Genomic DNA, 14553 nt, shown 5'->3' on the forward strand with positions numbered 1-14553 from the left:
GCTGCAAAAATGCTCCAGGGATTGCCTGAAATGACCGCCGAGACCGTTCTCAGCAATGCCCGCATCGTGCTTGCCGACGAGATCGTCGAAGGCTCGATCGTGCTGCGCGACGGCTTGATCACCGGGATCGATGCCGGCGCCGGCCGGACCGGCGAAGACATGGGCGGCGATTTCATCATTCCCGGGCTGGTCGAGCTGCATACCGACCACCTCGAAGGCCATTACGCGCCGCGGCCGAAGGTGCGCTGGAACCCGATCGCCGCCGTTCTCGCCCATGACGCGCAGGTGGCGACCGCCGGCATCACCACCGTGCTCGACGCCTTGCGCGTCGGCATGGACGACGACGCCGACATGAATTCGGCCGACATGCGCAAGCTGGCCGATGCGATCGAGGACAGCGTCCAGCAGGACCGGCTGCGGGCCGACCATTTCATCCATCTGCGCTGCGAGGTTTCGGCGCCGGATTGCCTCGCCGCCTTCGCCCACTTCGATGGCGATGACAGGATCAAGCTGGCGTCGCTGATGGACCATGCGCCGGGACAGCGCCAGTTCGTCGACTTGGAAACCTATGCCTACTACTACCAGCGCAAGCTGAAGCTGACGGATCGCGAATTCCAGCAATTTTGCGAGAAGCGGATGGCAGAGTCGGCGACGAATTCGGGGCCGAACCGCGCCTTCATCGCTGCCGCCTGCCATCAGCGCGGCATCGTTCTGGCCAGCCATGACGACGCTACGACAGGCCATGTCGACGCGGCGATCGAACAGGGTGTCCGCGTCGCCGAGTTCCCGACCACGAAGGAGGCCGCAAAAGCTTCGAAGGAGGCAGGGCTCGGGGTGCTGATGGGCGCGCCGAACGTCATGCGCGGTGCTTCGCATTCGGGTAATGTTTCGGCCCGCACGCTCGCCGGCGAAGGCTTGCTCGACATATTGTCGTCCGACTACATTCCCTTCAGCCTGATCCAGTCGGCCTTTTTTCTCGGCGACGTAGTCGGCGGCATTTCCCTGCCTCAGGCGGTGGCCATGGTTTCGAAGAACCCGGCCGAGGCGGTCGGCCTCGCCGACCGTGGCGTCATCGAGCAGGGCCGGCGCGCCGACCTGGTTCGCGTCCGTCTCGACGACCATGTCCCGGTGGTCCGCACGGTCTGGCGGCAGGGACGGCGGGTCGCGTGATGGTGTCGGCGTCGATCGAGCGTGAATTGTCCGCCGCTGCGTTTCCGATCCGCGACGGCGTCTTCGTCGCCGTCGTCGGGCCGAGCGGCGCCGGCAAGGATACGGTGATCGGCTATGCCCGGGCACTGTTTGCCGACGAGAACCGGCTGGAGTTCGTGCGCCGGGTCATCACCCGGCCGAGCGACACGACGAGCGAGGATCACGACACGCTCGCCGACGCCGCCTTTGTCGAGGCGGAAGCGGACGGCGCCTTCGCCATCTCCTGGGAGGCGCATGGCCTGCGTTACGGCATCCCGGCTGAAGTCGACTGGTCGGTGGCCAATGGCCGCGTCGCAATTGTCAATGTCTCCCGCGCCATCATCCCGGCGCTGCGCGATCGCTATGCCAATCTGGCTGTCGTCGAGATCACCGCATCGCCGGAAATCCTGGCCGAGCGACTGGCGATGCGCGGCCGCGAGTCGCGCGGCGAAGTGCTGGCGCGCCTGGCGCGCAGCGCCAATGTGGCGTTGTCCGGGCCAGGCGTCACCTCGATCGACAATAGCGGCCCGCGTGAGGCGGCCGGCGAGCGCTTTGCCGATGTGCTGCGCAAGGCCATGGCATTCTCCGACATGTCGGGCTTAATTTAAGGCTGCGTCTTCCCCTCTTCCCTTCTTGTGGGAGAAGGTGGATTGGCGCATAGCGCCAAGACGGTTGAGGGGTGCTGGCCGGAGCTCGGTCGGCGTCAAGCTGGAACACCCCTCATCCGGCCGAGCTTGGCTCGGCCACCTTCTCCCACAGGGGGGAGAAGGGAGAGGCGGAGCCGCTATTCCGCGGACGCACCAGCCATGCCCGTGCGGGTCGCCTCGAGCATCAGCCGCCGCTCCCGGTACACGCCCCATTGCTGATCGACCAGCACTCCGATGAGGATCACCCCGCCCATCACCGCGAAATTGAGCGAGGAGGGGATGCCGAGCAGGTTGACGAGGTTTTGGAGCTCCTGCAGCAGAACCGTGCCGAGGATGACGCCGATCAGCGAGCCCTCGCCGCCGCGCAGCGAAAAGCCGCCGAGCACTGCCGCGGCAATGGCATAGAGTTCGTAGAACTGGCCGTGGCTCGCCGGCGAGATCGAGCGCGTGTACATGGCGAAGTAGATCGCCGACAGCGCCGTCAGCACACCGCAGATGACATAGGCCGCCATGACAACGCGGCCGGTGCGTATCCCGGAATATTTCGCCGCCTCCTCATTCTTGCCGATGGCGTAGAGATAGCGGCCGAACACCGAACGATGCAGCACCACCCACATCACGATGGCGATGACGATCAGCGCTATGAAGCTGTTCGGCACGCCATAGGATCGCCCCGCGGTCAGGAACTCGAGCTCCGGAAAGTTCTGTCCGAAAGCAAAACCCGCGGTGCCGTCGGCTGTGTAGAACCGCGCGACGCCGCGATAGATCAAGAGACCGCACAGCGTCACCACGAAAGGCTGCAATTTGAGCCGCGTGATCAGCCAGCCATGTGCCAGCCCGATCATGCCGCCAAGCACGAGGATCAGCGGCAGCGCGACCGGCCATGCCATGCCGCGCGTGGCGATGAAATCGACGAACAGGACGCCGAGCAGCGCAACCACGGAGCCGACCGACAATTCGATGCCGCCGGTGATGATGACGAAGGCCTGGCCGATAGCCAGGATGCCGAACAGGCCGATCAGGTTCGACGTGTTGGCGAGGTTGATGGGCAGCAGAAAGCGCGGATTTATGAGCGCCACCACCGCTCCCACCACAAGGATCAGGATCAGCAGGCCGAGATCTTTCTTGCTCATCGTCTTCTCCCCAATCCCTGCCTAGGCAGGCTCCGCAAAAGTGTTCTACGGTTTTGCGACCAGAACCTGCACCAAAACAAAAATCTATCTCGGCTGCTTGCCCACGGCCAGCAGCAGCACGTTTTCCTGGCTGAACTGTTCCTTGTCGAGAATGCCTGAGATCTGGCCCTCATGCATGACAGCGATGCGGTCAGAGACGCCAATCACCTCCTCCATGTCGCTGGAGATCATCAGCACGGCGACACCGGCATCGGCCAGTGCGCGCATCAGCCCGTAGATCTCGGCCTTGGCGCCGATGTCGATGCCGCGCGTCGGCTCGTCGAGGAGCATCACCTTGGGGTTCATCGCAAGCCACTTGGCCAGCACGACCTTTTGCTGGTTGCCGCCTGACAGCGTGCCGGTGCGCGTCGCCACCGACGGCGCCTTGATGCCGAGATTGCGTTTCTGCTTCTCGGCGGTGTCGGCTTCGGCGCCGGCAGAAACCAGGAACCGCCGGGCATGCGCCGGCAGATTGGGAAGCGAAATATTCTGGGCAATCGACAGATCGAGCAGGATGCCGGTCAACTTGCGGTCTTCCGGGACGAGGAAGATCCCGTTGGCCACAGCGTCGGCGGCCGAACCGAGAACCAGGTCTTTTCCATCAAGCTGGAGCGCGCCGCCAAGGCTCGTCTCAATGCCGAAAAGCACGCGCGCCAGCTCGGTGCGGCCAGAGCCGACTAAGCCCGCCAGCCCTAGGATTTCGCCTTGCCTGACGCCGAGATCGACCGGCCGGTCTGGATAGGCGCTGGTGCGAATGGCCTTGGCCGACATGGCGACAGTGCCGGGCGGGCGCGCCGATTCTGCGGCCTTCTCCCGCTGCTTCAGCATGCGGCCGATCATCAGCTTGACCATCTGGTCGTGGTTGACGGCGCTCTTCGGCAGCGTGCCGGCAAGCTTGCCGTCCCTCAGCACGACGACGCGATCGGCGACCCGCTCGACCTCGTGAAGACGGTGCGAGATGAAGATGACGCTGATCCCCTCAGCCTTCAGCGCTCTGATGACATCGAGCAGTTTGTCGGTTTCGGCAAGGGGCAGGCTCGATGTCGGTTCGTCGAGGATCACCAGCCTTGCCTCGATCGACAGCGCCTTGGCGATTTCGACCATCTGCTGCTGGGCAAGCGACAGCGTCGATACCGGCGTATCGGCCGAGAAATTGGCGCCCACGCGTTTGAGCAGCGGCGCCGCCAGCGTGCGCAGCCTGGCGCGGTCGACCAGCCTGAGCGGACCGGCGCGCAACGGCTCGCGGCCGAAAAAGATGTTGGCGGCAACGTCCAGGTTTTCGAACAGGTTGAGTTCCTGATGAACGAAGGCAATGCCGGAACCGATGCTGGCTTCGACGGTCAGCCTATCATGGGCGACGCCGTCGACAGTGATCGTGCCGGTGTCGGGGGTGGTCACGCCGCCGAGGATCTTCATCAGCGTCGACTTGCCGGCGCCGTTTTCGCCGACGAGGCCGATGACCTCGCCAGGCCTGACCTCCATCGAAAATCCATCCAGCGCGACCACGCCGGGATAGGTCTTGCGCACGCCCTCGAGACTGAGGAACGGGGCAGTCGTGGATACGCCGATGGATGCGTCGGAATAATTCATCACGCCTGACAGCAGCTGGTGGGCCGTTCTAGCCACATCTGCAGACTGACGACCCTCGCAGGGTTCGTCAATGCGAGCCGCCGACCCGAAGCGAACCTCGAGCCGGCGCAACTGCTTTCGTCCTAATTGCCGGACATTGCCTTCAGATTGGCGGCATAGGCGTCGACGTCGTCCTTGCCGATGATCTTGGTCGGGATGATGATCAGGCCGTTCTCCGGAATGCCCGATTTGTCGCCCTCGAGATAGGCGGCCATCAGCTTCATGCCTTGGTAGGCCCATTCGAAGGGCTGCTGCACCACGGTGGCGGCAACGGTGCCTTCCTTGACGCCGCCCAGCGTGATCGGATCGTCGTCGAAGCCGACAACCGTGATCTGGCCGAGCTTGCCGGCGTCGCGCAGCGCTTCATAGATGCGCGGCGTGTTGTAGGAATAGAAGCCGACCATGCAGGTGACGTCGGGGCTGGCGACCAGCGCGTCCTCGACGTTCTTCTTGGCGCGGGCCTGGTCGATGTCGTCGCCACGCACGTCGATCAGCTCGATCTTGGTGCCGGCGAGCCCTTCCTTCATGCCCTCGATGCGCTCCTTGGCATTGTCGGCGCCGAGCAAGCCGACGAAGCCGAGGCATTTGCCGCCGTCGGGCATCGCCTTCTTGGCGATCTCGGCCGCCTGTTTGCCGGCATCGATGTTGGATGAGCCGATATAGGCGATACGCTTGGTCTGCGGCGCGTCGCTGTCGGTGGTGAACAGCGCCGTCTCCGAGGCGATCTTGTTGAGCCCGTCGGTCGAGGTCTTGGGATCGACGGCCGATACCATGATGGCCTTGACGCCGGCCGTCACCAGATCGTCCATCAGCCGCTGCTGAATGGCAACCGACGACTGCTCCGGATATTTGAGCTCCAGATTGTAGCCGGGCAGTTCGGCCTGCGCCTTCTTGACACCGGCTTCGGCCGCCTTCCAGAAATCGGAGGCGCCGTTGACGACGAAGGCCAGCGTCGGTTTATCCTGGGCACGGGCAATTGCAGTGATGGACAGACCGAGGGCCAAGGCCGCGGCAGCGATGGACGCATTTCGTATCGCAGATTTCATGTTCAACCTCCCATTTGATTCAGTCATTTTCGCTGATCTGAACTTGTCGAATGCGGCTTGGACGCCCCCTCCTCAAGGGGTGATGGCAGCGAAAGAACGGCACCATTCCAGCCGCGATTTGAACTCTAGAGACTCATTGGCAGTTCGTAAATAGTCGGATTTGTCTGACATTTCAGTAATTGCGCGGCGTTGCTCTGCGCCTGAGTGCCAACCGATACCGCGCAGCACGCTTGCTTGCCGCCATGGCCCGTTCGGTCCCGAGCCGGGCATGACAAATTGACATTAGAATGCTCACGCCTATTAGTAAATAGTATTAGTCTCTGGTTGGAAACCTCTGGTGCCGCCGGCGAATGGCTGCCTGCCGTGTGAGAAGGGAGGCTCCGTTAAGCCGTCCAAAGGCCTTGGGTGGGCCCAATTCCGAGAAATCGATCTTTCAGGACCGCGTATTGCTCTCCCGCACTGCTAGCCATTCGGCTACCAGAATGATAATAATCATTAATCGAGTGCTCGTTTATAAACGCGAAACGTCGTCGGACGTCCTGCCGTCTTTATGACGTCCAGGACGACCTCTGGTTAGACAAGCCGGGAATTTGGAACACAATGCCATGAGCGAACCGACGGATCTGCGCGATTCTCCCCTTGAAGCCGCCCGGCGCCGAAAGCCATCGGCCAAGAACCCCAAGGGTCGCGTTACCATGACCGATATCGCCAGGGCCGCCGGCTGCTCGCAGGCAACGGTTTCGTTCGTCCTCAACAACACGCCGGGCATAAGGCTCTCGCAACAGACCCGCGAACGGGTGATCGGGGCCGCGCGGGGCCTCGGCTATGCGCCACCAGCCTTCTCTGCTCTTCGCAGCCCTATCGCCTCGTTCGAGGGGCTGGACGGGGTGATCGGCTTCGCGGTCGATCAACTGGCGACCAGTCCCGAAGCGGTCGTCGCCATCGAAGGAGCGCGCCAGGCCTCGTGGAATGCCGGCAATGTCGTGCTGGTCGCGCAGACTTTGGGTGATACCGTCATGGAGCCGCGCGCGATTGCGGCACTGACCAAGCGGGGTATTTCGGCGCTGATCTACATGACCATCTTTACGCGCGAGATCACCGCGCCCGACTATCTCTACGGCCTCGATATCCCGGTCATCCTGCTCAATTGCTATACCGCCGACTACGCCTTTCCCGCCGTGGTGCCGAGCGAAATCGCCGGCGGGCAGAGTTCCACCCGCCATTTGATCAGCCATGGCCACCGCCGCATCGGAACCATCACCGGCGAGCCATGGATGCAGGCGGCGCAGGATCGGCTGAAGGGCTACCGCCGGGCACTGGCGACGGCCGACATCCCGTTCGATGTGGAGCTGGTGGTCGAGGGCGACTGGTCGGCGAGCGCCGGCTACGCCGCGACAGTCAAGCTTCTGGCACTCAAGGATCGGCCGACCGCAATCTTCTGCCAGAACGACCGCACCGCGATCGGCTGCTACGAAGCGTTGAAGGAGGCCGGCTTGCACATCCCTGGGGATATTTCGGTGATCGGCTATGACGACGAGGAAATCGCCCGGCATCTGTTCCCGCCTTTGACGACGTCGATCCTGCCGCATATGGCGATGGGGCAATGGGCGATCGAGCAATTGGAAGTCCCTGCACCGCCCGGCCGCGGCCGCTACCCCATTACCAAGCTTGAATGCCCGCTGGTCGAGCGGGAATCGGTCAGTGCTGTGGCGCCTGGGCGCACACACGGACCGACAGCCAGCTGAGCACCTCCAGTCTTCCGTCAACGCAAACGCCGTACTGATGCCGCTCCAAACCAGACAGGCGCCCCCGCAAAGGGCGATGGCCCGAAATTGTCGCCTGACATGGGGGATCGGGATTCTTGTATCCAGATTTCTGCGGACTGACGTGCGGTTTGCTGCAGTCTGGTTGTGGCGAAATCCTGGATCCAAGGGTAAATCTGATCTGGTTCGCCGTTCCGCGCCGGCCTTCGAGCCCGATTTCCTCGCTGACCCGGATCGGCAACCCGCCAGGAGTTATACTGCCATGAAGCTCCAGCATCGCCATGGCCCGCCGCGCGATTTCGTCGGTTACGGCCGGCGGCCGCCGCAGATCATCTGGCCGGACGGACGTCTGGTCGCAGTCAATCTCGTGGTCTGCTACGAGGAAGGGTCGGAATATTCGCTGTTCGAGGGCGACGACCATAGCGATGGCTGGGGCGAATATCCGTTGTCGGCGCCGGCCGGCATCCGCGATCTCGGCACCGAAACGCATTTCGAGTATGGCAGCCGCGTCGGTATCTGGCGCATCGCCAGACTGCTCGAGCGACACGGCGTCCACGCCACGATCTCGAGCTGTGCCGAGGCGCTGCGGCGCAACCCGGAGGTGACGGCATGGCTGTGCCAATCGGGTCACGATCTGCTCGGCCATGGCCTGCGCTGGACCGAACAATGGACCCTGAGCCGTGACGAGGAGCGCGACCATCTGCAGCGTGCCGTCGCGCTGTTCATCGAGCTGCTCGGCGAGCGGCCGATCGGCTGGAACAGCCGTTCCTTTCCCAGCGTCAACACGCGCGACATCCTGATCGAGGAAGGCGGCTTCCTGTATGATTCAGATCCGTGCAACGACGACCTGCCCTATTTCGTGCCGGCACAGAACGGGCGCCTTCTGATCATTCCCTATTCCAAGACCTTGAACGACAGCCGCTATCTAATAAGCCCCGGCTATGTGACGCCCAAGGACTTCGTCGACAACGTCGAGGCCTATCTGGACTTCCTGATCAGGGAAGCCAGGGAAGAAGGTGGGCGCATGATGACGATAGCCATCCATGCGCGATGGACCGGCCAGCCCAACCGGGCCGCGGCATTGGAAGGCATAATCGAGACGGTTCTGTCCAGGCCGGAGGCCGCCTTCATGCGCCGCAACGACATCGCCCGTTATTGGCTGTCGTTGTTTCCGGCCGAGGGCGAAGCGCCATGAAGCCGACGTCCAACTCGCGTGGCGAACAGCAATGCTTAAGCATCGGTGCGGGAAGGGAATTGCTCACCCCAACGGCATAGCGCCTCTGCTCCAGCATTGAGCGCCGCTCCGCTTTCTGTCAACGAATAGACGACCTTAGTCGGCGATCCCGGATAGACTTCTCGGTTCACAAGCCCGTCAGCCTCCAGTTCGCGTAATTGCTGCGTCAGCATCTTTTCACTGATCGCCGGAATGGACTGCCTCAATCGGCCGAACCTGCGAGACGCCGTTCCAAGCTCACAAAGAATATCCACTTTCCACTTCCCTTCGATCGCCTTGATCGCGGTCGAGAAGGGTGGTGCTCTGGAACGGCCGGCTCCTTTGTGCTCCTCGTCGAAAAGGAAGCGCATCGGCCAACACTTGACCTTTGAGTTCGTGAAAGGTGCGCTTCAATTCGCAATGCAAGTGCTGTAGTTAGACAAAGAGTGCGGCCTGCCGCTTACTGAGGCAAAGAAGGCGAAAGCGTATCAATCGCAGTGTATGAGAGCCATACCGATGAGATGAGACGAAGCTGCCGAAGACGGGCTAGGCCCGGCGTTCTGCTCAGCGTGAGCGCTGGTCTGCGGCTGCTCGCGTCGTTGCTCTTTTTGGTCTGGACCATTCCTGCGGCAACAGCCGACCAGGTCGGACATGATGTAGCTAAAGAGCAAATGAGGCTCGCTGCGTCCAAACCGGTCGCGACCATCCTTGTCCGCGACATTGCGCGCCGTGTTGCAGCTGAGACTTTCCGTTTCAAGACGGGAACGCCTGCCATTGCGGGAAACGGCAAGCCCTTTTGCATTATGCCGGATTTGCGCCTGCCGTTCGAAACCGCGTCAGCCGCACCGATTGGTATCGGGTCTGAGGACCGGACGAAACTGTCGCCGATCCGCGCCTTTGATGCGCGCGCGCCTCCGTTTCACCCGCCATGATCCTGGCCGCGCGACCGCGGCCGCCGACTCCCAAAACTTTCACATCGCGTTCCCGGGCTCTCGTCGAGTTGCTCGCCGATCGGAACGCCAAAGCTCTTGTCGGAGGCGGTTTCCGCCCGATATGGGCTGAACGGACAAGAACATGCTGCATTTTTCGCGCTGGAAGACCATTCTCATCTGGCTGACGGTCCTGGCCGGTATCCTGTACGCAGCTCCAAACCTGGTTCCCGCCTCCACCCTGGCATCGCTGCCGAATTGGCTGCCAAAGCGGCAGCTGACGCTGGGCCTCGACCTGCAGGGCGGCTCGCACATCCTGCTCCAGATCGATCGGCAGGACCTCGCCAACGAACGCCTCGAAGCGGCACGCGACGAGGTCCGCACATCGCTGCGCGATGCCCAGATCGGCTATACCGGGCTAACCGGCACCGCCAATTCCATCCAGGTCCGTATTCGCGACCAAGGCCAGATCGAAGCTGCGAAGGCCGCGCTCGAAAGATTGACGCAGCCGATCTCGACCGGCCTTTTCATGAGCGGCTCGGTGACCGAGATGGAGATGGCCGAGCCGGAACCGGGCCTGCTGCGCTTTACGCTGACCGAAGCCGGGGTCGACTACCGGATCGCCGCGGCGCTGACACAATCGATCGAGGTGGTGGGTCGGCGCGTCAACGAGCTCGGCACAACCGAGCCGATCATCCAGCGCCAGGGATCGGACCGCATCATGGTCCAGGTGCCGGGCCTGCAGGATCCGCAGCGGCTGAAGGATATCCTCGGACAGACGGCGAAGCTGACCTTCCAGATGGTGGACCAGTCGATTCCGGTCGAGGAGGCGATCTCCGCCCGCCCGCCGGCGGGCTCGACGGTGTTGTATTCGACGGACGAGCCGCGGGTTCCGCATCTGATCGAGAACCGGATCATCGTCTCCGGCGAAAACCTCGTCGACGCGCAGGCAACCTTCGACCAGCGCACCAACGAGCCGGTGGTCTCGTTTCGCTTCGACAGTCGCGGCGCCACCCGCTTCGGTCAGGCTACTCAGGCCAATGTCGGGCGCCTGTTCGCCATCATCCTCGACAACGAGGTGATCTCCGCGCCTCAGATCCGCGAACCAATTCTGGGCGGCACTGGGCAGATATCCGGCAGTTTCACGGTGGAGAGCGCGAACGACCTTGCGGTCCTGCTGCGCGCCGGCGCACTGCCTGCCGACCTCACCATCGTCGAGGAACGCACCGTCGGTCCGAGCCTTGGCAGCGATTCGATCGAGGCGGGCCAGTTCGCGTCGATCATCGCCTTGTTCCTCGTCGTCGGCTTCATGCTGTTCGCCTATGGGCGACTGGGACTGATCGCGAATATCGCGCTCCTGGCCAACGTCGCACTGATCATCGCCGTCCTGTCCGTGCTCGGGGCAACGCTGACGCTGCCTGGCATCGCCGGCATCGTGCTGACCATGGGCATGGCGGTCGATTCCAACGTCATCATCTTCGAGCGCGTCCGCGAAGAGAACCGCCAAGGGCGCTCGATCGTGCAGTCGATGGATTCCGGGTTCAAACAGGCGCTGGCGACCGTCGTCGATGCCAATGTGACGACGCTGATCGCCGCCGTCATCTTGTTCTTCCTCGGCTCGGGGCCGATCAAGGGGTTTGCCGTCACCCTCGCCATCGGCATCGTCACCACCGTGTTCACGGCGTTCACGCTGACGCGCTGGCTGGTCGCGTTCTGGCTGCGCCGGCAGCGGCCGAAAACGATGCCCAGCGGTGTCATGCGGCTGGTGCCCGACGACACGCGCGTGCCGTTCATGGCGTTCCGAAAATACGCCTTCACGCTGTCCTTGCTGTTGTCGATCGCTTCGGCCGTGCTGTTCTTCACGGTCGGCATGAACTACGGCATCGACTTCCGCGGCGGTTCGAGCATCGAGGTGCAGGCGAAGGGCCAGCAGGCCGACATCGGCGACATCCGTCAGCGGCTGACGGGCCTCGAACTGGGTGAGGTGCAGGTGCAGGAGTTCGGCTCGACCCGCGACGTGCTGATCCGCATCGGCACCCAGGGAGGCGGTGATATTGCCGAACAGTCCGCCGTGGAAAAAGTAAGAAGCGCACTCGAAACCGATTACGAGTTCCGCCGCATCGAGGTTGTCGGTCCGACGGTTTCCTCCGAACTCGCGTTCAACGGCACAATGGGCGTGCTCGCCTCACTGCTGGCGATGCTCGTCTACATCTGGATCAGGTTCGAATGGCAGTTCGGGCTCGGCGCCATCATTTCGACGTTCCACGACGTGATCCTGATGATCGGCTTCTATGTCGTCGCCGGCATAGAGTTCAATTTGACCTCGATAGCCGCGATCCTGACCATTGTCGGCTACTCCATCAACGATACGGTTGTTGTCTATGACCGGGTCCGCGAGAACCTGCGCCGCTATAAAAGGATGCCGATTGCCGAGCTGCTCGACCTGTCGATGAACCAGACGCTGGCGCGAACGGTCCTGACCGGCGTGACCACGCTGTTCGCGCTGGCGGCGCTTTCGATCTGGGGCGGCGAAGTCATCCAGTCCTTCACGGTCGCGATGATCTTCGGCATCCTCGCCGGGACCTATTCCTCCATCTTCGTCGCCGGGCCGCTGCTGATTCTGTTCAAGCTCCGGCCGGGCGCCCTCAGTCCAGAGGAAGCCGCGGCGGCGAAAGAGCCGCCGGCGCAGCAAGCCTTATAACCCAACGATCGACACCATCTTTTTGGCTCGCTGCAGCACTTTGATCTGGCTAGACCGTCTCTCGCATCACGACTGCGACGACTACCCCTGAGAGAAACGTCAGCGCGGCGATCGATGCGATCGCCGATGACAGCCCGAAGCTGTCGGCGATGAGGCCGGCGCAGAGCGCACCGATCGCGTAGCCGAGATCCCGCCAGAACCGGTAGACGCTGAGCGAGCGGGCGCGCCAGGTCGGATGCGAGGCATCGGAGACGGCTGCGATCAAGCTCGGGTAGACCATCGCCGTGCCGAGGCCGAGCAGAAGGCTGCCGACGATCCACCACTCGAACTCACGCGTCGCCGCGGTGAGAAACAGACCGGCGGCCTGAACCCACATGCCGGCGACGATCAGGCCTTTGCGCCCCCAGCGATCGCTCAAGGGACCCGTGACGATCTGCAGGACACCCCATGTCGCGGGATAGATCGCCTTGAGAATGCCGATGCGCTCGACGCCGAGGCCGAAGGAAGCGAAGAACAAAGGGAAGACGCCCCAGCTCATGCCGTCGTTGAGATTGTTGACCAGGCCGGCCTGGGAGGCGGCGAACAGGTTGCGGTCCCCGAAGGAAGTAAGCGCGAAGACCTGCCTAAAGCTGATCGGCGCGGCCTGCTGCGCCTGGGATGAAGCCTCCAGCCGAACATGGTCGCGCGTGTCGCGCACCAGCAGGATCGACAGTGCGGCACCGACGACCGCATAGCCGATGCCGAGATAGATCGGCACTGGCCGAAGTCCGTATTGCGCGGCGAGATAGCCGGTCAGCAACGCCGTCACCCCGACGGCGAGATAGCCGGCGAACTCGTTGAGGCCGACGGCAAGGCCGCGCGATTTCGGCCCGACGAGATCGACTTTCATGATCACGGTCATCGACCAGGCGAGCCCCTGGTTGATGCCGAGCAATGCGTTGGCCGCAATCACCCATTCCCAGGTCGGCGCCCAGATGATCATGAACGGCACCGGCAGGCCGACCAGCCATCCCAAAACGAGTACGCGCTTGCGGCCCCACGCGTCGGCAAGCTGGCCCGAGACCAGATTGGCGAGGGCCTTGACGACGCCGAAGCTGACGATGAAGGAGACGATGAGCGTCGTCGATGTGACGTGGAACTCCTCCGATCCGATCAGCGGCACCACCGTCCGTTCTATCCCGACCATGCCGCCGACAAAGGCGTTGATCACGACGAGCAGCGCGAATTGCGGCCAGTTCTCCCTGAGGCCGAGCCTGACGGATGAACCCGTCTTGCCTGGAACCGATGCCGCTTCGTCCATGGGTCAGGCCGCCGCCGCAGCCAAGCCGGAATTGGCGGCCCGGAGTGCCGCGGCCTTGGGCGGTACCGGCGGAATCTCGGCGAGCATGAAGCGGATGAACGCGCCCTCGTCCTTGATCAGGAGGGCCTCGTTATGGCAACCGAACAGGTACGAGACGCCGGCTGGATCGGTGTGAAGAAACTGGCGGAGGATCATGGTCTTGCGCGCCTCGCTACGAAGGGCTAGAACATTCAATCATTCCGCTGAATGTTTCACTGAGGAGAAGCGGTGTCAAGCACCGGACCGAAACAGGCGATCTACGCAAGCCTTGCCGAAGTGGCTCAGGCGCTCGGCCATCCGCATCGGCTCGAGCTGCTGGAGCATCTGGCGCAAGGGGTGCGCAGCGTCGAGGACCTCGCCGCGCGAGCCCATCTGAGTTTCGCCAATACGTCGCGCCATCTGCAGATCCTGCGGCGGGCGCGGCTCGTCGAGACGCAGCGCCGCGGCAAGCACGTGCTCTATAGCCTCGCCGGCGATGCCGAGGTGGTGGCGCTGATCAAGGCGCTCGGCCGCGTCGGCGAGCGAAACGTGACCGAAATCGGCCGCGTCATGGCCGACTACTTCCGGGCTCGCGATGCGATGGAACCGGTGTCGCGAGACGACCTCGTCTCGAGGCTGCATGACGGCATGGTCACGGTTCTCGACGTGCGGCCCGAGGATGAATTTGGGGTTGGGCATCTTACAGGCGCCCTCAACATCCCGCTGGCCGAGCTGGAGCGTCGCTTGGGCGAGTTACCGGCGGATCGGGAGGTGATCGCCTATTGCCGCGGCCCTTATTGCGTTCTGTCGTTCGAAGCGGTCGCCGCCTTGCGGGAGCGGGGCTACCTCGTCCGTCGGCTCGAGGACGGCTATCCCGAATGGAAGGCCGCCGGCCTACCGGTCGAAACGGCAGCCTGAAACAGAACGCGCGGAGCTGTCAGAGCGTC

13 protein-coding genes are annotated in these 14553 nt (G+C 63.1%); 7 read left to right on the forward strand and 6 right to left on the reverse strand.

Annotated elements, in window-relative coordinates:
• The first annotated feature begins 30 nt into the window (after positions 1-30).
• Positions 31-1170, forward strand: coding sequence for an alpha-D-ribose 1-methylphosphonate 5-triphosphate diphosphatase (locus tag A9K68_RS02130; protein ID WP_065011557.1), 1140 nt, complete (start codon positions 31-33; stop codon positions 1168-1170).
• Positions 1167-1796 (forward strand): phosphonate metabolism protein/1,5-bisphosphokinase (PRPP-forming) PhnN, encoded by a 630-nt coding sequence (phnN, locus tag A9K68_RS02135; RefSeq protein ID WP_203546877.1) that lies wholly within the window; start codon positions 1167-1169, stop codon positions 1794-1796. The genes A9K68_RS02130 and phnN overlap by 4 nt, the downstream gene beginning before the upstream one ends.
• Positions 1797-1972: 176 nt before the next feature.
• Here the strand turns inward: phnN and A9K68_RS02140 are convergent, their stop codons facing one another.
• The 3 genes from A9K68_RS02140 to A9K68_RS02150 form a co-directional block, all read right to left on the reverse strand.
• Positions 1973-2968, reverse strand: a complete 996-nt coding sequence (locus A9K68_RS02140; RefSeq protein ID WP_065011559.1) for an ABC transporter permease — start codon at positions 2966-2968, stop codon at positions 1973-1975.
• An 84-nt stretch (positions 2969-3052) separates the two neighbouring features.
• Positions 3053-4597 (reverse strand): sugar ABC transporter ATP-binding protein, encoded by a 1545-nt coding sequence (locus tag A9K68_RS02145; protein WP_065011560.1) that lies wholly within the window; start codon positions 4595-4597, stop codon positions 3053-3055.
• A gap of 122 nt (positions 4598-4719) precedes the next feature.
• Positions 4720-5682 (reverse strand): sugar-binding protein, encoded by a 963-nt coding sequence (locus A9K68_RS02150; protein WP_029347363.1) that lies wholly within the window; start codon positions 5680-5682, stop codon positions 4720-4722.
• A gap of 605 nt (positions 5683-6287) precedes the next feature.
• On the opposite strand from A9K68_RS02150, the gene A9K68_RS02155 reads away from it, so the two are divergent.
• Positions 6288-7427 carry a LacI family DNA-binding transcriptional regulator gene (locus A9K68_RS02155; RefSeq protein WP_065011561.1) on the forward strand — a complete coding sequence of 380 codons (1140 nt, stop codon included), beginning with the start codon at positions 6288-6290 and terminating at the stop codon, positions 7425-7427.
• A gap of 280 nt (positions 7428-7707) precedes the next feature.
• Positions 7708-8640, forward strand: a complete 933-nt coding sequence (locus tag A9K68_RS02160) for a polysaccharide deacetylase family protein (RefSeq protein ID WP_065011562.1) — start codon at positions 7708-7710, stop codon at positions 8638-8640.
• 35 nt (positions 8641-8675) lie between these two features.
• On the opposite strand, the gene A9K68_RS02165 is transcribed toward A9K68_RS02160, so the two are convergent.
• The gene (locus A9K68_RS02165; RefSeq protein ID WP_065011563.1) at positions 8676-9029 is read right to left on the reverse strand and encodes a helix-turn-helix domain-containing protein; all 354 of its coding nucleotides are present in this window, start codon (positions 9027-9029) and stop codon (positions 8676-8678) included.
• Positions 9030-9227: 198 nt separating this feature from the next.
• Between A9K68_RS02165 and A9K68_RS02170 the strand changes: the two genes are divergently transcribed.
• Both A9K68_RS02170 and secDF read left to right on the forward strand, forming a co-directional pair.
• Complete coding sequence (locus A9K68_RS02170; protein ID WP_163602980.1) at positions 9228-9590, forward strand: hypothetical protein; 363 nt, start codon at positions 9228-9230, stop codon at positions 9588-9590.
• 142 nt (positions 9591-9732) lie between these two features.
• Positions 9733-12288, forward strand: coding sequence for a protein translocase subunit SecDF (gene secDF / locus A9K68_RS02175; RefSeq protein WP_065011565.1), 2556 nt, complete (start codon positions 9733-9735; stop codon positions 12286-12288).
• A gap of 49 nt (positions 12289-12337) precedes the next feature.
• Here the strand turns inward: secDF and A9K68_RS02180 are convergent, their stop codons facing one another.
• Positions 12338-13588, reverse strand: a complete 1251-nt coding sequence (locus A9K68_RS02180) for an MFS transporter (protein WP_065011566.1) — start codon at positions 13586-13588, stop codon at positions 12338-12340.
• A gap of 3 nt (positions 13589-13591) precedes the next feature.
• Positions 13592-13783, reverse strand: a complete 192-nt coding sequence (locus tag A9K68_RS02185) for a hypothetical protein (protein WP_065011567.1) — start codon at positions 13781-13783, stop codon at positions 13592-13594.
• Positions 13784-13855: 72 nt separating this feature from the next.
• On the opposite strand from A9K68_RS02185, the gene A9K68_RS02190 reads away from it, so the two are divergent.
• A complete protein-coding gene (locus A9K68_RS02190) occupies positions 13856-14524 on the forward strand; it encodes a metalloregulator ArsR/SmtB family transcription factor (protein WP_065011568.1) in 669 nt (222 codons plus the stop codon).
• Positions 14525-14553: the final 29 nt, after the last annotated feature.

The sequence above is a fragment of the Mesorhizobium sp. AA22 genome (assembly GCF_001672375.2).
Lineage (GTDB): Bacteria > Pseudomonadota > Alphaproteobacteria > Rhizobiales > Rhizobiaceae > Mesorhizobium > Mesorhizobium wenxiniae.

Excerpts from the sequence above, each read along its gene's own strand:
- A9K68_RS02130 (WP_065011557.1), top strand. The coding sequence starts at position 31 with ATGACCGCCGAGACCGTTCTCAGCAATGCCCGCATCGTGCTTGCCGAC.
- A9K68_RS02140 (WP_065011559.1), bottom strand. The coding sequence starts at position 2,968 with ATGAGCAAGAAAGATCTCGGCCTGCTGATCCTGATCCTTGTGGTGGGA.
- A9K68_RS02145 (WP_065011560.1), bottom strand. The coding sequence starts at position 4,597 with ATGAATTATTCCGACGCATCCATCGGCGTATCCACGACTGCCCCGTTC.
- A9K68_RS02150 (WP_029347363.1), bottom strand. The coding sequence starts at position 5,682 with ATGAAATCTGCGATACGAAATGCGTCCATCGCTGCCGCGGCCTTGGCC.
- A9K68_RS02155 (WP_065011561.1), top strand. The coding sequence starts at position 6,288 with ATGAGCGAACCGACGGATCTGCGCGATTCTCCCCTTGAAGCCGCCCGG.
- A9K68_RS02160 (WP_065011562.1), top strand. The coding sequence starts at position 7,708 with ATGAAGCTCCAGCATCGCCATGGCCCGCCGCGCGATTTCGTCGGTTAC.
- A9K68_RS02165 (WP_065011563.1), bottom strand. The coding sequence starts at position 9,029 with ATGCGCTTCCTTTTCGACGAGGAGCACAAAGGAGCCGGCCGTTCCAGA.
- secDF (WP_065011565.1), top strand. The coding sequence starts at position 9,733 with ATGCTGCATTTTTCGCGCTGGAAGACCATTCTCATCTGGCTGACGGTC.
- A9K68_RS02180 (WP_065011566.1), bottom strand. The coding sequence starts at position 13,588 with ATGGACGAAGCGGCATCGGTTCCAGGCAAGACGGGTTCATCCGTCAGG.
- A9K68_RS02185 (WP_065011567.1), bottom strand. The coding sequence starts at position 13,783 with ATGATCCTCCGCCAGTTTCTTCACACCGATCCAGCCGGCGTCTCGTAC.